General features: G+C 71.7%; 14 protein-coding genes and 2 pseudogenes. 3 read left to right on the forward strand and 13 right to left on the reverse strand.

Translation table 11 applies throughout. The annotated features are described in order from the left end of the window. Nucleotides 1-12 precede the first annotated feature (12 nt). A complete protein-coding gene (locus ACFYUY_RS23335) occupies nt 13-891 on the reverse strand; it encodes an NmrA/HSCARG family protein (protein WP_387903169.1) in 879 nt (292 codons plus the stop codon). A 207-nt stretch (nt 892-1098) separates the two neighbouring features. On the opposite strand from ACFYUY_RS23335, the gene ACFYUY_RS23340 reads away from it, so the two are divergent. Then, nucleotides 1099-1932 carry an AraC family transcriptional regulator gene (locus tag ACFYUY_RS23340; RefSeq protein ID WP_387903171.1) on the forward strand — a complete coding sequence of 278 codons (834 nt, stop codon included), beginning with the start codon at nt 1099-1101 and terminating at the stop codon, nt 1930-1932. Here the strand turns inward: ACFYUY_RS23340 and ACFYUY_RS23345 are convergent. From ACFYUY_RS23345 to ACFYUY_RS23375, 7 genes and pseudogenes are all read right to left on the reverse strand, one after another. Then, nucleotides 1880-2432, reverse strand: a pseudogene (locus ACFYUY_RS23345) (IS5 family transposase); the annotation flags it as partial. The gene ACFYUY_RS23340 and the pseudogene ACFYUY_RS23345 sit on opposite strands and share 53 nt — an antisense overlap. Before the next feature lie 168 nt (nt 2433-2600). Further along, entirely contained in the window at nt 2601-4937 is a 2337-nt protein-coding gene (locus ACFYUY_RS23350) for a Helicase associated domain protein (RefSeq protein ID WP_387903174.1), read from the reverse strand. 94 nt (nt 4938-5031) lie between these two features. After that, nucleotides 5032-5583 (reverse strand): hypothetical protein, encoded by a 552-nt coding sequence (locus ACFYUY_RS23355; RefSeq protein WP_387903177.1) that lies wholly within the window; start codon nt 5581-5583, stop codon nt 5032-5034. 38 nt (nt 5584-5621) lie between these two features. Further along, nucleotides 5622-6323: a helix-turn-helix domain containing protein gene (locus ACFYUY_RS23360; protein ID WP_387903180.1), complete on the reverse strand. Its 702-nt coding sequence runs from the start codon at nt 6321-6323 to the stop codon at nt 5622-5624. Continuing rightward, nucleotides 6320-8569, reverse strand: a complete 2250-nt coding sequence (locus ACFYUY_RS23365) for a hypothetical protein (RefSeq protein WP_387903182.1) — start codon at nt 8567-8569, stop codon at nt 6320-6322. Before ACFYUY_RS23365 ends, ACFYUY_RS23360 begins: the two co-directional genes overlap by 4 nt. A 7-nt stretch (nt 8570-8576) precedes the next feature. Beyond that, entirely contained in the window at nt 8577-8906 is a 330-nt protein-coding gene (locus tag ACFYUY_RS23370; protein WP_360213413.1) for a helix-turn-helix transcriptional regulator, read from the reverse strand. A gap of 281 nt (nt 8907-9187) precedes the next feature. Then, nucleotides 9188-9379: pseudogene (locus tag ACFYUY_RS23375) on the reverse strand (IS630 family transposase); the annotation flags it as partial. A 163-nt stretch (nt 9380-9542) separates the two neighbouring features. Between ACFYUY_RS23375 and ACFYUY_RS23380 the strand changes: the two are divergent. Continuing rightward, nucleotides 9543-10022 (forward strand): hypothetical protein, encoded by a 480-nt coding sequence (locus ACFYUY_RS23380; protein WP_387903185.1) that lies wholly within the window; start codon nt 9543-9545, stop codon nt 10020-10022. Nucleotides 10023-10119: 97 nt separating this feature from the next. Here the strand turns inward: ACFYUY_RS23380 and ACFYUY_RS23385 are convergent, their stop codons facing one another. Further along, nucleotides 10120-10569 (reverse strand): hypothetical protein, encoded by a 450-nt coding sequence (locus tag ACFYUY_RS23385; RefSeq protein ID WP_360211087.1) that lies wholly within the window; start codon nt 10567-10569, stop codon nt 10120-10122. A gap of 177 nt (nt 10570-10746) precedes the next feature. Further along, nucleotides 10747-11868, reverse strand: coding sequence for an IS630 family transposase (locus tag ACFYUY_RS23390; RefSeq protein ID WP_387903187.1), 1122 nt, complete (start codon nt 11866-11868; stop codon nt 10747-10749). 615 nt (nt 11869-12483) lie between these two features. Between ACFYUY_RS23390 and ACFYUY_RS23395 the strand changes: the two genes are divergently transcribed. Further along, nucleotides 12484-13017 carry a hypothetical protein gene (locus ACFYUY_RS23395; RefSeq protein WP_387903190.1) on the forward strand — a complete coding sequence of 178 codons (534 nt, stop codon included), beginning with the start codon at nt 12484-12486 and terminating at the stop codon, nt 13015-13017. A 17-nt stretch (nt 13018-13034) separates the two neighbouring features. Here the strand turns inward: ACFYUY_RS23395 and ACFYUY_RS23400 are convergent, their stop codons facing one another. The 3 genes from ACFYUY_RS23400 to ACFYUY_RS23410 form a co-directional block, all read right to left on the reverse strand. Next, nucleotides 13035-13262, reverse strand: coding sequence for a hypothetical protein (locus tag ACFYUY_RS23400; protein WP_387903192.1), 228 nt, complete (start codon nt 13260-13262; stop codon nt 13035-13037). A 166-nt stretch (nt 13263-13428) separates the two neighbouring features. Further along, nucleotides 13429-16434 (reverse strand): AAA family ATPase, encoded by a 3006-nt coding sequence (locus tag ACFYUY_RS23405; RefSeq protein WP_387903195.1) that lies wholly within the window; start codon nt 16432-16434, stop codon nt 13429-13431. Continuing rightward, nucleotides 16434-17600: an exonuclease SbcCD subunit D gene (locus tag ACFYUY_RS23410; RefSeq protein WP_387903499.1), complete on the reverse strand. Its 1167-nt coding sequence runs from the start codon at nt 17598-17600 to the stop codon at nt 16434-16436. Before ACFYUY_RS23410 ends, ACFYUY_RS23405 begins: the two co-directional genes overlap by 1 nt. Nucleotides 17601-17607: the final 7 nt, after the last annotated feature.

Raw genomic sequence — 17607 nt, forward strand, 5'->3', positions numbered from 1 at the left:
TCTAGTGAAAGATCAACCTCGGCCTGGACCGGCGGGCGCGGTCCAGCCGGTGGATCGGATCCACTCGGCCAGGTCCAGGGTGGCCGGCTCGATCGCCCGCACCACCGCAAGATCCGACGGGTGTTCCGCCGCCTTCGCGAACTGGCGGAACATCGCCCTGTCGAGGTCGCTGGGAAGCGCGCTCAACGGGAGGGCCTCGTAACGTGCCGGGAGCCCGGCGCGCGCGCCGAACGCCGCGGCGATCTGAGGGCCCGTCAGCTCGTCGCCGACGAGCTCGACGGCTCCGCCGGGCGCCTCCGCGGTGTCGAGCAGGAGCGCGGCGGCGACCCGGCCGACGTCCCTGACCGAGATCATCTTCAGGGCGACGTCCTCCGGCAGCGGCAGCCTCAGCACGACCTCTCCGTGCTCCAGGCTCGGTGCCATCTCCTCCATGAAGGGGGTCGGGCGAACCATCTCGGCCCTGAGGCCGGACTTCCTCAGGTGCTCCTCGATCGAGTGCTTCGAGTCATGGTGCGGCACACCCCGCTCCCGGTCCGCGCCGAAGACCGAGTTGAACACGACGTGCGGGACGCATGCCGCGACCGCCGCGTCGACGAGCGCGGTGCCGATGCGGATCTCCGTCTCGACCTGTTCGAGGTTGTTCGCCTCCGGGGTCATGAAGGAGAACGCCTCGACCGCCGTCAGCGCGGCGGCCAACGACGCCGGGTCGTCGGTCCGGATGGCCGCCAGCTCGACGCCGCGGGCGGCCAGCGCCTGAGCCCGGTCGGATTGCGGGTTGCGGACCAGGGCCCGCACCGGGGCCTTGTGGTCCAGCAGCGCGTCGACCACCGCCCCGCCCTGTTGCCCCGTCGCGCCGAAGACTGCGATCGTGCCGGTCGTCTGTGTGCTCATCGCTGCCACCCTTCACTCAGGGCGTGAGCGAGGTGAGCACGAGTCCGGTGTTGACCTCGGCGGTGGGGGGAGGACGACGCGGGCGCGGCGTCCTCGAGCTTGATCTGTTGTGACATGTCTCCACGATGCGTCTGCGGCGCCAGGCGCACCACCGGCATCCCGCCAGGTTCTTCCGATAACCCGCCAGTGTCGGGTAGCCTCAATCGCGTGTCCGACCCCAGCGGCGAGCCGAGCTTCTGCACCGACGACGGGCCGTTGTCGGCGCCGCTGGCCCATGGCGCCGACGTGGCCGCGCACTTCCACGACTATGGCCAGCTCCGCTACGCCGCGCGTGGGGCCCTGGTCACAGCGACCCAGGTGGGCACCTGGGTGGCGCCGGCCAGTCGGATCATGTGGGTGCCGCCCTTCGCAGTGCACAGCAGCAAGGCATACGGCGAGACGGACATCCGGGTGCTGTCGCTGCCCGTGACGCTGACCGGACAGCTGCCAACCGAGCCGTCGGTTCTCGTGGCGAGCGCGTTGCTGCGCGAGGCCTATCTGGCGCTGATGAGCGAGGGCGAGCCGCTGGAGAGCCCCCGTGCGCGGCTGCTGATCGACGTCGTACTCGCCGAGCTCGCCCGCGCCGCACAAGAGCCGCTGCGCCTCCCGGAGCCGAGCGACCGGCGTCTCAAGGCGGTCACCGACCTGCTTCACGTGGACCCAGCAAGCCCGGCGACCCTGGCCGAGCTGGGCCACCGCACCGGCGCCAGCGAACGCACCCTGAGCCGACTGTTCGGCAGCGAGCTGTCGATGAGCTTCCACCAGTGGCGTACCCTGCTGCGCATCCAACGGGCGCTGATCGAGCTCAGCGACGGCGCCTCGGTCACCGACACGGCGATCCGGCTGGGCTGGTCGAACCCCAGCAGCTTCATCGACGCCTTCACCGTGCTGGTCGGTCAGACACCCGGACGCTATCGCTCGTCGGCTCGGTCCTCCCGCAGCACCCATGTCGAGTGCGTGGCCGCCCCGGGCCGGGGCGCGGAACGCGGATCGCGGCCATGACGGTCGTGAAGGCCGGCGCGTCGCCGGCCTGCCCGGCCGCGACGACGAGGGCCAACGGGCGGGCCCGGGTGTCTCTGACCAGGTGGACCTTGGTGCTCAGGCCTCCGCGTGAGCGGCCGATGGCGTGGTCGGCCGGCTCGCCCCGGCCACCGTCACCCTTTGCGAGCTCCGGCGGCGTGCTGGTGGGCCCGGCACACGGTGGAGTCCACCGACGTGGTCCAGCCGATGTCGTCGGCCGCGTCGGCCGAGGCCAGGACGGCGGCGAAGATCCGCTGCCAGGTGCCATCGACGGCCCACCGCAACAGTCGCTTGTGTGCGGTCCGGAACGGGCCCAGTTCCTCGGGCAGGTCCCGCCAGGGCGAGCACGTGCGGTACTTCCACGCGATCGCCTCAAGCGTGCGACGGTGGTCGGCCCACCGTCGCCCACGGACCGGATCGGCCGGCATCAACGGCTCGATCCGGTTCCACATCGCATCACTGACCACTAACCGGACAGACACATCCGATCAACTGCTCAGCCCATCAAAGAGACACGCCTTAGCCGTCCGGCGGCGGGGTCGGGGCGGGTGGTGGCGGTCATCGCGCGGTGCCTCCGGGAGTCGGGAGCCGGGTGCTGGCGGCCGTCCCGGCCCGGGGTGGGCCGGGACGGCGGGGTCTTGGGGGGCGGGTCAGCCGGTGACGGTCTCGGCGCGCCGGGTGAGGGCGTCCAGGAGTGCGATCTGGTGGTCGGTCAGTCTGCCGTCGGTGCGGGCCCCCGCCTGCTTGCGCAGCCACGTGCCGGGCCGGAAGGCCGGGTCGTCGCCGAGGCCGGTGCGGTTGGCGGGGCCGTCGAGGGTTCCGCCGGCGGCGAGGTAGGCGAGCAGGCGGCGGTAGGAGCGGTTCCAGTCCGGCTCCAGGCGCCACAGCTCGTCCAGGCCGTCGAGCTTGGCGACCTGCTCGGGGGTGAGGCCCGCGGCCTTGCGCTGGCGGCGCATCCACGCACCCACCGCGTAGTCGTCGAGCTTCGCGGTCGCCGGGATCGCCAGGTGGCCGTGCTGGCGGTGGAAGGCGGTGGCGTAGGCGTGGCCGCGTTCCCAGGCGTTGGCGTTCTTCGACCAGATCATGCCGAGCGCGTCAAGCTCCGAGACGCGGGCCGGGTCGAGCAGGCCCTGGCCGTTCAGGTGGCGCTGGCGGGTGAGCCAGGAGATCAGCTCGGCGTGCTTGGTCTTGTCGATGGGGTCGAGGTGGCCGTGCTGGAGGTGGAACACCGCGGCGACGGCGTGCATGCGCTGCCACTCGACCGCGCGCGGGTTGAACGCCCGCAGCTTCACGGTCTGCAGGATCCGGGCGGCGTGCTGCCGGGCGTTGATCTTGAGCCACTCGATCGGCGACTCGACCGGGGCCGGCTGCCGCTCACCCTCCCCGGCCTCGGCCGGCTTGGCTGCGGTGGTGTGCGCGGTGCCCTGCGAGCGGGAGGCGCGCAGCTCGGTGATCCGGCCGACCACCCGGGCATCGTGCGCAGCGAGGGCGCGCAGGACCCGCCAGATGGTGCGGAAGGAGCTGGCCTCGATCTCGGCGTCGGCCTCGGCCTTCACGGCCTCGCCGGCGTCGTGGACCTCGGCCGGATCGGCCGCCGCGGTGTCGTCGCCGACCTCCGGGGTCGGCAGGTAGACCGGGATGATGACCCAGGACACCTTGCCCTGCCGGTAGGACTGGCGCAGCGCCCTGCCGACGGCCTGGACGATGTCGATGACCGAGCTCTTGGGGTCCGCGAAGCAGACGGCGTCCACAGCGGCCACGTCGATACCCTCCGACAGGAGGCGCGAGTTGCAAATGATGCAGCACTCCTCGCCGTCGTCGCCGGTGGAGGCCTTGAACGTGGCGAACGCGGCCCGGCGGTCCTTGAGGCGGTCGGTGCCGGCCACGGCGAGCGCTGTCAGCTGCTCCGGCCGGTCCGCATCCTTGAGTAGCTCGGAGGCGTCCAGCAGAGTGTTCGCGAATTCCCGCGCCGCGGAGACCCGGGAGTGGAAGGTGATGACGCGGCGCAGGCCGAGGTCGGCGATCGCGCGCAGCACCGCGATCTGGAGGGCCAGGCGCAGCAGTTCCTCGTTGGTGCGCTGGGTGCGGAGGTCGGCGACGGCGGGGAGGTTGAGGAGTTCGCGCAGGTCCTCGTCGGTGACGACCGGGACCAGGACGCGGTAGTCGGCGAGGTAGCCGTGCTCGATGCCCTGGCCGAGGGTCCAGGTGAACACGGTTTTGCCGTAGATCTCCTCCGAGTCCATGGAGCAGAGCACGGGCAGCGCCTGGCCGTCGGCGTCGGTGAGGTCGGCCAGGCCGTCCTTCGCGCGCCGGTCGTCGGCGATCCGCGGGGTGGCGGTGAAGTACAGGCGGCGCTTCGCCGGGACCTGGGCGTCGTCGTGGACCGCGGCCCACGCCTTCCCTTCGGCGCCGGCGGTGCGGTGCGCCTCGTCGATGACCACCAGGTCCCAGGCCGGCAGGCCGAAGTCGCGGTGGGCCTGGACGATGCGCTCCAGCGAGGCGTACGTGGCGTACACGGTGACCGGCTCCCCCGGCCTCTCGGCGGCGACCAGGTCGGCGATCCGCGGGGCCTGCGTGGTGACCTGGGCGTGGACGCGGCCGCCGGCCTCCGCGCTCTCCAGCGCCTCATCCCGCGAACACGCCGCGACCGCCAGCCCCCGGCGACCGCCCCGCAACGACCAGGCCTCGGCGGTCTGCTCCAGCAGCTCGATCGTCGGCACCAGCACCAGCACCCGGCCCTTCGCCGCCACGCGCCGGGCGCAGCCGGCCGCGATGAGCGTCTTGCCGGAGCCGGTCGCCGCGACGACGGTGGCACGGCCGCCGTCCTTCACCTCGCGCACCGCGGCCGCCACCGCGTCCTTCTGGAACCAGTGCAACGGCAACGGGTTCACCGCGGCGGTGCCGGACGGCTGCGTGGGGACCGGCTGCCCGGCTGCGGCGCGGAACGCGGCCGGCACGTCGGCCTGGGTGGCGGTGGTGGTCTCCACGGCGGTGCTTCTCCTGTTCTTCCTGGCTTGGGTGCACGGGGTGGTGCGGGTTCCATCCGGCCGGAGCCGGGCGGTGGTGTGGCGGTCCGGGTCGTCAGGGGTTGTGGCCGTCCCGTACGACCTCTTCGGCTTCTTCCAGTGCTTCGAGGACGGGCTTGCGGACACCGGGAGCCGGGTGGGTGGCGTGCCTGTGCAGGAAGTCGATGATCTGCGGTGCGGAGTCGGCGAGTTGGGGGACGAGGAAGCAGACGGCGTCGAACTGGTCGAGGTCGGCCGGGTCGGCGGTGCGCAGGATGTCGGGGACGACGCCCAGGATCCGATCCCGGCAGTACGCGGCGGTGTCGACCGTCCCCCCGTCGACCTCGACGGTCGAGCCGGAGTTCCTGGCGTTGAGGATCTCCTCCAGGATTCTCAGCGCGGCGCTGTTCAGTCGCCCGCCAGCGCGGACGTACCCGGTGATGAAGTCCACGCACGCCGCGGCCGCGGTGTAGAGCTGACCCTGGTTGGCAACCTCGCAGTACAGGACCGAACGGGCACCGCGGCGTTCGTCGGGACCGCCGGACACCAGCCGCTCCAGATACCGGGGGAGCTCGGAGGCCGGCTGGCTCATGGTCTGCAGAGACGACCAGTCCCACGCCTGCGTCATCACGCGATCGACTCCTTCGTCGAGGCAGAGAGGTGTGCTCACGACTCGGGCACCCAGGCCCGGACTTCGAGGTACTGGATGTCGGCGTCCTCGATGGCGCGGCCGGTCTCCACCAGCCACTCGCGCATCGCGTGGGTGACGTCGCCGTGGTGCTCGGCGACCCGCCTCGACCACTCGGCGGCGTCGAAGCCCCCGGTGCTGGCGGAGCCGTAGGTGCGCTCCTCGGTGCCGTCCGAGCGGGGGATGAACCCGCGGCGGATGCCGCCGGAGTCCTGCTCCGAGCCCGCGCTGTAGACGTACTGGTCGGCCTTCATCCGCACCGTGAAGGCGAGGCGGCCGCCGGCCTGGCCGGTCTCGTGGACCACCGGCGCGAGGTGGGAGGCGCCAGAGCGGATGGCCTGCCTCCCGGCGCGGCCGGCCATCGACCCGCCCGCCTCACCGACGGTGTCCTTGCCCCGCACCCGGGCCTTCTGCCCGGTCCTGGTCCGGCGGCGGCTGGTGTTCGCCTCGGCGATCCCGGCCAGCGCCTCCGGGTCCCGCTCGCCGCCCCGGACTGCCAGGACCAGCTGGCGCAGCGCGCCGACCATGCTCGCGCCCTTGCCCTTGGTGAAGAACTGCGACACCAGCGAGGTGTCACGGCCCAGCATCCTCGCGACCTTCCGCTTGCTGTAGCCCGCGTCCAGCAGTTCCTGGGTCAACCGGGCGGCCTCGTTCGGGTTCTGCGGATCGGCCGGGCTCACTGGTCAGCCCCCTTCTCGGCGGCGGCGAGCTCGGCGCGGCCCAGACCGCGCAGCTTCAGGTACTGCTCCTGGTTGGTCGGGTGCTCCACCGGCCCTGCCAGGTGGCCCTTGAGGAGGTAGTCGCCGGGCTCGCCCCGGTAGGGCCAGGGCTGGCGCTCGGTCAGGGCGATGCCGTCGGTGCCGAAGTAGACGACCGTGCCGGGCTTGGCGTGGAGGGCACCGGCGTGGCCGATGACGTCCTTGCCCTGGCGGTACTTCATGTCCAGCAGCGCCGCCCGCGCCCCCGACCACACGTAGGCCGCCCACTCCGGGTGGGCGTACGGGTCGCGGGAGAACCCGGCCTGCCGCTGCCAGGTCACCACCTCGTCGCCCTGGCCGAGGATCTCCACCCCGGCCGGGAGCGCCTCACCGACCGGCGTGGTGCCGGAGACCAGCCGCGGGCGCTGCGCGAACCCGCCCAGGCCGAACAGCAGCACCGAGCGGACCGCGCGGGAGGCGAGGTAGGCCGCCTGCCGCTGCCGCTCGTCCCCGTGGACGCGGGAGAGGTTGGTCAGGTCCGCCCACGCAGCCTTGAGTCGCTTGCCCCACTCGTCGAGCGGCTTGCCGTCCTCGAACAGCAGGCCGCCGAGGACCTCGATCCGCCACGGCGCGATGTGGTTCGACAGCGCCAGGTGGACCTCCGCGCCGCCCGCCCACGTGGTGAACGTCACGCCGGGCTCGGAGGGGTAGACCCAGGCGCGGTCCCCGGTCACCGGCGCGGGCAGCAGGCCGACATGGTTCCACCCGGCCGGGACCGTCACGCGCACGTTCCAGTGCGAACAGGACATCAGCGCCTTGACCTGCTCCGCCTCGGTCATCGCGGCGAACGCGGCCGCAGTGATCCGGCGCGGCGTGCCGACCGGCGACTTCCACAGGTGCTTCGCGTAGGCGAACGTACGGTCGTACTCCACCAAGGCGGGCAGCCGCTCGGGGACGCGAGGCGGCAGGACCAGCTCGGTCCGGCCCTGCCCACCGGTCGCGTGCAGCAGGCCCCGCAGCTCCTCGGACAGCACCGGGTAACCGCCCGCCCACTTGCCGGTGGTCGGGATGGTGCGCGACCACAGGTCCCGGCCCGTCTGCGACGGCGAACCCATCAGGACCGCGTCGTCCCAGTGCCGGCGCAGCGCCTGCCACAGCAGCGTGAACACCTGGCGGCAGGTGACGACATCGGCGCCGTCCGGGTCGAACCACTCCCCCATGGAGCGGATCTCGGTGCTGCCGCTGTCCGGCGCGGTGGCGGGCGCGTAGCGGCCGACCGGCTGGCGCTGGTGGACGAAGTGCCCGGCGAGCTTGTCCCGACCCGAGCCCACGGCGGTGGTCCACCGCTCGCTCGGAGTGTTGAGCCAGGCCGCGACCGCGTCCTTGAGCGTGGAGTACCGCTCGGCGCCGTCGTGCCACGGGGCGCCGGCAGTGATGTAGATGCGCTCCGTGCCGGGCGCGGTCGCCAGCACCGCGTCCAGGATCTCCCCGGGCGTGCAGGCACCGAGGTCGAGCCGCACCACACGGTCGCGCACCGCCAGGTCGCCGGTCGCGGCGTCCAGGAACACCGTGGCGCGGGCCTGCTGAACGAAGTTCGGGCGCTTGGACACCAGGCCCGTGGTCACTGCCTCGAACCGGGCACCGGCCGGGCCCTCCGGGAGGGTGGGCAGCTCACGCGGCCCGGCCTCGACCACCGGACGCGCCGCGGCAGCAACCGGAGCGACCGAAGCGGCCGGGACGACCGGCGCAGCGGCGGAGGCGGGAGCAGCAGGGGCGGGCTGCTCGACGACGGCCTGGTCCTCGACCGCGGTCGGCACCTCGGTCACCGGGGCAGCCGGGGCCGGCTGCTCGACGACGCCGGCCGGGCGGGTCAGCGCCGGAGCGACCGCAGCTGCGGGCTCGGCGACCGGCTCGGCCACGGACGCCGGGGCGGGCGCGGCGACGGCGGCGGCCTGGTCGGCGGCCTTGGCGGCGCGGACGGCGGCCGGGGTCGGGTCCAGCAGCGGGGCGATCCGCACGACGTCGCCGACCGACAGCCCCGAAGCCTTCGCGACCGCCGGCGCCTGGGCGCCCTCGTACCCCGCCAGCCCGGCCACCCGACGCGCACGCTGCTTGTTGAGCTTGTCCAGCTCCTTCTGCGCGGCAGCGACCGCCTTCTCCGCGGCCGTGATCTCGGTGCGCAGCTCGCGCAGACCGGCGAGCTCGGCGGTGTACGTCTTGCGGTCCATCAGGGTGTCACTTCCCTTCCGTGGTCTCGGTGCCGGCCTCGAGGGGACGGGCCTGGCGGGCGAGGGTGAGCCAGCCGTCCGGGCCCTGGACGCCGTGGATCTCGGCCAGGCCCGCGAGCAGGAAGGCGTACGCGCCCCGCCTCGGCGCCCGCGGCTGCGCCGTCCCGGCCTCCCACTTCGCGAACGTCTCCCGCCGGGTGTCCAGAGCCGCGGCCACCTCGACCTGCGTCAGGCCCGCGGCCTTGCGCAGCCGCTCCCGCTCGACCGGCTCCGGCAGGTCACCGCCGTCCCGGGCCTTGGCCAGCAGCGCGTCCACCGCCGCGAAGATCTCAGACATCACATACCTCCCAGCAAAGAAGATATCGCAGAAGCACTCTCTAAATGCAACATTATTCATCGCATAAACGTCGCATTTATGACCACACAACGAGCTCACAGTGCCCGACCGGGCAGGACCATGACCACTGGCTTCGGTGCCGTTCCCGTGTCCGGGCGGGGCGGGGCGGCATTCGCAGGGCGTGACGACGACCGCCCCCACCTCCGCACCGGGCCCGACGGCCGCTATCCCGCGTACCGCGGGCGCACCTGCCAGCCCCCTAGTGCTCTGACCGCATAGGTTCACCGGTTCGCTCGGGCCGCAGTGGCGAGTGGGCGTCCGCCCCAGCGGATGCCTCTCTCGCTGCGGATGCGAGCGCGTTCCTTACGTTCGGCGGCCAGGACGTCGCGGTGGCGGGCGTTGGCGTTGCGCCAGCGGAGGTAGGCACGCAGGGCCCGGGTCTGGACCGTGTGGTTGGGGTGGTGGGAGTTGGCCCCCAAAGCCGCAGCAGCAGCCAGCCGGTGGCCTCCGCCGAGGCCGGCGCGAGGGAGACTGATCGTCCGATCGACGGCGAGCGTGGAGGGCTGACGCACCCGGTGAGAACGATCACCCTCACCCGGTGCGTCGTCCTTTGAGGAGCGTGAGGAGGAGGGGAGCATGAGGCCCGGATCAAGGCTTCGCGGCGAGTTCCCGCGTGGCTGGTGGAGCTCGGCGCGATGGTGGGTCACCGGGATCCGTGAGCAGGCACTGAGTGCTGCGGCGGCTGTGGCTACCGTAGTGTTCGTCGGCGAGATGGTGCGCGCCGTGCGGCATCGTGACGAGCCGAGGATCCTGGCGCGTCTGGTCGGCTCGGTCGAGGGGTACGTGGCGGGCCTTCTGGTCAACGGCGCAGGCTTGGGCGTTTTGGGCACCATGGAGATCGAGAATGATCTGCCTGTGGTGCTGATGGTGCTGCTGACGGGGTGGTGTCTGTCCAACATCGGCGTCAGCGCCGTGATGTTCGTCGTGGTGGCCCAGTCGAGGATTCGGAGGCCAGAGGCGTGGGCCGAACTCGATTTCGTCGAGCGGCATGCCCCGAAATACGGCCAGCCGCCGGAGACGATCGAGGAATACCGGGCGCTGCAGCTTCAGGAGTAGACGTCAGAGGCTTGACCAGCCGAGGAAGGACAGAACCCCGTGGACGCGATGCCCACGGGGTTCTGCGCTGCTTGGCCGGCCGAGCGGGACGTCGACGCTACTTCCCGCACTTGGTCTTGAAGCCGTCCAACAGAGCCTTGCCCGCATCGGAGTTGTCCCGCACGTACGCGCTACCGCTGATGCTGATCGAGGTGGTGCTGGTTGAGATCGGCTCGCTGCCGGTCCGCTTGTTGCGGCTGTCGTCTCCGGCGACCGTCCAGATGATCTGGGACTGATCCTTGTTGAACTCGCCGGTGCTGGTCACGCCCGGCTTCTCGTAGACACCGTCGCAGCTGTACTCATGATGCGAGACACTGTTGCCCTTGACGACCAGCTGGCCGAGGTCGGACGTGCCGTTGACGTCCTTGACGTAGTAGGTACCGTCGAGCTTGCTGGCGCTGTCGCTGCTTCCGCTGCAGGCGGTGAGTATGAGTGAGCCCGCGGCCAGGGCCGCGATGGACACGGTCATCTTGGCCCGCGTCCTACGTGCGGTCCTGGTGATGCTCATGGTGCTCTCCTTTCATTCGTCCTGGATAGTCGGTTTGAGATAGAAGGCCAGTCAAAATACCCTATGGATAGGTCACTTTGGCTGACCGGGACCACCTATCAGGCGCCTTCTCGGAGGTTGCCGAGCCGATGCCCAGTCAGCGCTAGTTGTTCTGACCGCATAGGTTCACCGGTTCGCTCAGGCCGCAGTGGCGAGTGGGCGTCCGCCCCAGCGGATGCCTCTCTCGCTGCGGATGCGAGCGCGTTCCTTACGTTCGGCGGCCAGGACGTCGCGGTGGCGGGCGTTGGCGTTGCGCCAGCGGAGGTAGGCACGCAGGGCCCGGGTCTGGACCGTGTGGTTGGGGTGGTGGGAGTTGGCGATGGTGAACTGCCGCAGCGGTCCGAAGTGGGCCTCGATCGGGTTGGCCCAGGAGGCGTAGGTCGGGGTGAAGCACAGTTCGACCTTGTTCTTCTTCGCCCAGCGGCGGATGTCCGCGCCGGTGTGGGCGGAGAGGTTGTCCAGAATGATGTAGATCGGGGCGCCGTCGGGCCGGGCGGCGCGGATCGACTTCAGTGCGGCCAGGCTGTTGGCGGTGCCCTTGCGGCGGCGGTTGACGCCCCACAGTGTGTCGTCGCCCACGGAGTAGCAGCCGTGGAAGTAGGTGATGCCGTGGGTGCGGCGGAAGGTCGCCGGCAGCCGGTCGGGCCTGCCCTGCTTCGCCCAGCAGGAGCCCGCGGTGGGCCGGATCCCCAGGGGTCCGAACTCATCGAAGGCAAAGACCCGGTCCGGGAAGCGTTCCACAACATGCTCGATCCGGTCGAGCTTGGCGTTGCGGTCGGGGTCGGGGGACTCCTTCCAGGTCTTGGTGCGCTGGAAGGTGATGCCGCGGCGCCGGAGCAGGCAGCGTAAGGCCTCCCGGCCGATACGGATGATGCGTCCGTGTACTTTCCGCAGGTAGTCGGCGAGTTTGCGTACCGACCAGCGGGTGAAGGGCTGGCTGAGCTTGGCGGGGCGGGTGGTGGCCGTCTGGACGACGAAGTCCTCGTCGTCAGGGGTGAGCAGGCGGGGACGGCCTCCCGCCCATCGAGGGTCCAGGCAGGCCAGACCGATCTCGTTGAACCGGTGGATCACATCCCGCACAGTGTCCTCGTCGGCGTGGACCAACCGGGCGATAACCGGCACCCGGTTCCCGCCGGCGGACGCCAACAACATCATTGCCCGCCGGTAGCGCACCGAGCTGGTGCTGCCCCGGCGGACGATCTGCTGCAGCTTCTGTCCTTCCTGATCGGTCAGTCTGCGGACCCGCACAGGCTCGGCCACCCCACCTCCAGTAATCGGAATGGACGTCACCACCCATCCAACCGCGCCACCCGCCAATCCGGTGAACCTATGCGGTCACAGCACTAGACAAGGGCTGGGATGACCGCCGCTGGTCGCGCGACGGACCGGAGGACGAGCCCGAGTTCCGCCGGCCCCTTCAAGACCAACCCCTGCTGCTGGTCACCGAAGCTCGGGTTCCACCGCGCCCGCACCCCACACATCCCGGAGCGTCTGACCAGGCTGACCAACGGCACGTTCGACCACGCAGGCCCGCTCGGCGGCCGTCCCGGGCGCGGCAGCGCAGCACCAGGGCAGCCGACGCGGCAGAGCCGGATGACGGCAGGACGGACGGAGCGGGTGCAGGCCAGGATGCGGCCTGCTCATGGGCGGGAGACCGGCCGACCTGGGCGGTACTCCCAGGTGGTCTCCTCCTTCGGGACCTGGCCGCAGTCGGCCCGGGCCAGGGTCCGCATCAGCTCCCGGTGTCCTGGCGCGCCTTCGTCTCGCGGGCCCTCCGGCACAGGTCGTAGGCGTCCCATCCGGGGCTGCCGCATCGCGTTTGTGCCGGGTTCGGTGTCCCAGCCATGATGTGCCCTCGCGAACAAAGGAACGAACGTGAACGTCCAGGTGGAGTACGACGCAGCACCTGAGGAGCTCGCCGCCGCGGTGAGAGCCAACTTCCCCGCACCGGCTGTGCGCTGGGCGGTCGCCGGCGCCTGGTTGCTGCTCTCGCTGCTCTGCCTCGCAGCGGGCGGTGTCCTCTTCGCGGTCGCCGCGCTCATCGCCTGCCTGATCCAGGTCCAGAACGTCGCAGTGGTTGCCAAGAAGCTCGCTGCTCGTGCCGCCCAGCGCCAGGCGGGTCCCACATCGGTCGCGATGACCGATCAGGAGGCCGTCATCCGTACGGCGTCCGGGGAGCTGAGGTTCCCGTGGACGTCGGTCACCCGAGCCACGGACACTCCCCTGGCCTGGTCGGTCCTGGTGAAGAGGCCGAGCGGAGCCCCCGTGTCCGCGACCATCCTCAAGACGGCCTTCACCGACGCTCAGGCCGCCGACGTCACGGCCGCGCTCACGCGGCTGACCAAGACCAAGGTCAAGGTGCGCAGGTCGAGTGCCCCCGGCGTCGCCCCCGGAGTCCCGGCCCGGTAGCAGGAAGCCCTTCCCTGTCAGGTCGCACCCGCCGCCCCTTCGCCGAGTAGAGCGTCGCGTGCAGCGTCCGGTCCCACGGCGGAGTGCCCTGGCAGCCGTGTGGTGACGGGCCGGGGGCGGCGCGTCTCCTGGGTGTACTCCCCCAGCTTGCGCAGCCGCTCCCGCTCCGCCGGCACGGGCAGGTCGTCCACCGGACGCGGCCGCGCCGGCAACGCGTCGACCGACGCGAACAGGTCGTCAGTCACAACCTCACCTCCACGCTGCACGCCACAGCTCGAAAGTCACCCTGGATCGCACGTTGCAGCGCACATTCGGGGATCGGGGTGCGCGAGCTGCCGAGCGGCGCCGGCTGCGCGGCAGGCGACGCCGGGACGGGTTCTCCGTCGTGGGTGTCGCCTGCCGCGGGTCGCGTCAGTGGGCCGGTGCGCACTCCAGGGCCCTGATGGTCGAGCCGTTCTCGTGCTTGCGCACGTGCATCTGTGTGGGAATGCGGCGGCGCAGGTCCGCGACGTGGCTGACAACTCCGACGGCCCGGCTGTGGGAGCGCAGTTCGTCGAGGACCTGGAGGACCTCGTCCAGGGTGTCCTCGTCGAGGCTGCCGAAGCCCTCGTCGATGAAGAGGGTGTCCAGCCGGCTGCCGCCGGCCTCGTGGGCGACGATATCGGCGAGGCCGAGGGCCAGGGCCAGGGAGGCGAAGAACGACTCCCCTCCCGAGAGGGTCTTGGTGTCGCGGGTCTGGCCGGTCCACTGGTCCAGGATTTCCAGGCCCAGGCCCGAGCGGCCCCTGCCGGAGCGGGTATCGGTGTGGGAGAGCAGGTAGCGGCCCAGGGACATCCGCTTCAGGCGGGTGTTGGCGGCGCGTGCGACGTCCTCGAGCCGGGCGGCGAGGACGTAGGCCTCCAGGTGCATGCGCAGTTGGTTGTCGGTGGAGGTTCCGGCCGCGAGTTCGGCCAGGTGCTTGGCGCGCGCGTGCTCCTCGGCCAGCGGGCCCAGACGGGTGGTGTGCGCGGTGAGGTCGTCGAGGTGTGAGGCCAGGGCGTCGCGGCAGGCACGGGTCGCGGTCTCGGCCGCGGTGGCGGTGGCCAGGGTTTCGGTGGCCTCGGCCAGGGCCGTGTCGGCGGCCTGTGGGTCCGCCGGGTCCTCCTGTGCGGCCGCCGCGACGGCCGGGTCCGTCAGCGTGGCCGCCCGGGTGGCCTGCTCGGTGCGCCAGGCGGCGAGCTCCTCCGCCATGTGGTCGGTCCTTTCCCGCGGGACCAGTGCCGCCCGAACGTCAGGGAGCGTGTCGAAGCCGGCGTCGGTGGCCTGTTCCTCGGCGCCCCTGCGGGCCCGGGCGAGATTGACCGCCGTGGTGTCGGCATGCCGGATCGCGGTGCGGGCGGCGGTGACGGTTGCCCGCTGTCCGGTCAGGTGGGTGATGCGGTCGGCCACGCTCGGGTGCCCGTCGAGTGCTTCTTTCAGCCGTCGGCCGAGGATTTCGGCCTCGCCGGCGTGGGTTTCCTGCCGTCCGACGTAGTCGCCGATCCGTTTGCCGAGCGCCGCGACTTCCCTGGTGCGCTCGGCGTGCTGTTCGTCGAAGAGCCTCAGCTGTTCTTCGGCGGGGGCGATGTCGGCGGCCGCGCCGAGCAGTTCGGCGTGCGTACGCTCGGCGTCCTGGTGGGCCTGCTCGAGGTCTGCGGTCGTGGCGTCGCCTGCTTGTTCTCGGGCCGCTTCGGCTTCCGTGGAGTACTTCGCGGCGTCCACTTCGGCCTTCTGCCAGGCCCGGTCGGCCTTGCGGAATTCCTTGTCGGCCTGCGCGGCGTCCTCCCGGGTGGGGTGGCCCTCCCCCGTGGTGGCGGGCCTGGGGTGGGTCGGGGAGCCGCACACGGGGCAGGGTCGGTCGGCCTCCAGCTGTCCGGCGAGCTCACCGGCCATGCCTTCGAGGCGCCGGTCGAGCAGGTCCCTGGCCTGCTGTCCGGCCGTGAGTGCGGCTTCCTTCAACTTCTCGGCCTTGGCGCGGGCCTTGGCACTCTTGCCGGCCAGGGCGTCGCTTCGGCGGGCCGCGTCCAGCTGCTGTGCGAGCTGTGGCAGCGTGGCGCCGAGCCGGACGGCTTCGACGTGGGCGTGCTGGGCCGCTTCCAGCCGGGCGGTGTGCTCGGCGCGTTCCTCGTCCGCCTGCTGCAGCCGGACGGCGATCTCCGTCTGGTCGGCTTCGGCCTGCTCCAGTTCCGCGTCCAGGGCCGCCAGGAGGGTGGTCCGCTCGGCGGCTCGTTCCTCGTCGTGCCGCAGGGCGTCCAGGTGGCCGAGGTCGTTCGCCAGCCGGTTCTCGACAGTGGCCAGGTCCGCGTCGCCGGCCTGGGTGTGGGGCTCGGGCAGGTTCTGCGTGGCCTTGTCCCGTGCTTCGGCGGCCGCGGCGTGTTCACGGTCGGCGGCGTCGAGGGCGCTCAGCAGTGCGCGCACCGGCTCGGCGCGCAGAGCACGCTCCAGGGTCTGCTCCAGTGCCCCGAAGTGGTCCGCCTGGGCGCGGAGTTCCGCGAGTGCCAGGGCCGCAGCGCGGTGGCGGTGCTGGCGCTCGGCGAGGGCACGGACGGTCTCCGCGTGCCTCGTCGCGGCGGAATGCCCGTCGCGGGCTGTCGACAGCGCGGTCCGCGCATCGTGGTGGGCCGTGCCTGCAGCGGCGCTCAGTACGTGCGCCCACTCGAGCGTCTGCGCGGGCGTGAGGTCCGGGGCGTCGGGAGAAGGGGTGGGTGCGGTGGTGGTGATGCCCACCGCCGCGGCGGCGTGCTGGATGCGGTCCGCGTCGCGCCACACCCCCGCCTGGGCCTCGTCGCGGAGGCGGCCGGTCTCCTTCGCGTGGTCGGAGAGCCAGCGCTGGACGGCCGTGAAGCGGTGGGTGCCGAAGAGCCGGCTCAGGACCGCGCCCCGCTCGGTGGCGTCGGCCCGCAGGAACCTGGCGAACTCCCCCTGGGGCAGCAGCACGACCTGGCAGAACTGGTCCCGGCTCATCCCCAGCAAGGCGCTGATCTCGCTGTTCGTCTCCTGATGCCCGGAGATGACCGGCTTCCACACCTCTTGTCCGGAGGCGGTGTCGGCGTGCCGTTCCAGCAGGTGGGCGGTGGCCGACAGGGCGGTGGCACGGCCCGGCTTCTCCTGCTGGGGTGTACGGGTGATCCGCAGCCTGCGCCCCGCCATGGTGAATTCCAGCTCGACCTGGGTCACGGTGGCGGCATCCGCGTGATGGCTGCGCAGCGACATCGCGTGGCGCTTGCCGGGAACGTTCCCGTACAGGGCGAAGCAGACGGCGTCGAAGACCGTGGACTTGCCGGCTCCGGTGGCGCCGTGGACCAGGAACAGGCCGCCTTGGCGGAGCGTGTCGAAGTCGACGCTCTCGCGGGTGCGGAACGGGCCGAAGGCCTGAAGGGTGAGACGGTGCAGACGCATCAGGCGGTTTCCTTCACGGTTTCCTCGACCCGGGCTTCCTCCACGGCTCGCAGCAGCAGGCCTGCCTCGGCGGGGTCGGGTTCGCGCCCTCCCCTCACGTGGCTGATGAAGTCCCGGGTGATCTCGATGTCGGTGCGGTGGCGGGTGCGGGCGGTGTAGGACGTGGCGGTGGTGTCGGTTCCGCCTTCGGGGGCGAAGTCGAGGTGGACGGTGTGGGGGAAGCGGCCACGCAACCGGTCCATCGCGTGGACGGGGCGTTGCGGGTCGGTCAGGGTGACGTGCAGCCATGCCTCGCGCAGCGCCTCGTGGTCCGGGTCGCCGAGGAGGTCGTCCAGACGGCCGGTGAGGGTCTCGAGCCGGCGGGGTACGGGGCAGGGCACGGGCTCGACGGCGGGGGCGGCATCGGGGTGGAGGTCGACGATCCACATGGTCTTGGCATAGCGGGCTTCGTCGAAGGAGTAGGCGAGGGGGGAACCGCTGTAGCGGATGCGGTCGGTGATCCGCTGAGGACGGTGGAGGTGGCCCAGGGCGACGTAGTCGACTCCGTGGAAGACGGACGCGGGCACCGTCGGGATTCCGCCCGCGGTGATGTCGCGTTCGCTGTCACGGCTTTCCGCGGCGCCGGTGACGAAGGCGTGGGCGAGGACGACGGCACGGGTGCCCGCCGGCCGGGCGGCGAGGTCCGCGCGGACGCGGTCCATCGCCGCGCCGAGGACGGCTTCGTGGGTGGGGGCTCCGGCGCCGAGCTCGTCGCGGGTCATGGCCGGCTCCAGGTAGGGCAGGCCGTAGAACGCGACGGGGCCGTGGGCGTCGTGGAGCACGGCGGGCAGGTGGCAGGTGGCCGGGTCCGTGCGCAGGTGGATGCCGGCGCGCTCGATCAGGCGGGAGGCCACGCCCAGCCGACGGGGTGAGTCGTGGTTGCCGCTGATCATGACGACGGGGACACCGAGGTCGGCCAGGGCGTTCAGGGCATGGTCGTAGAGGGCGACCGCGTCCAGCCCCGGGATGGCACGGTCGTAGACGTCGCCGGCGACGAGGACCGCGTTGACCTCGCGTTCCTGCACGGTGGCCAGCAGGTGGTCGAGGAAGACCCGCTGGTGGTCGATGAGCGGTTCGCGGTAGAAGGTCCGGCCCAGGTGCCAGTCCGAGGTGTGGAGCAGCCGCATGGTGTCG

The organism is Kitasatospora sp. NPDC004745 (assembly GCF_042873275.1).
Lineage (GTDB): Bacteria > Actinomycetota > Actinomycetes > Streptomycetales > Streptomycetaceae > Kitasatospora.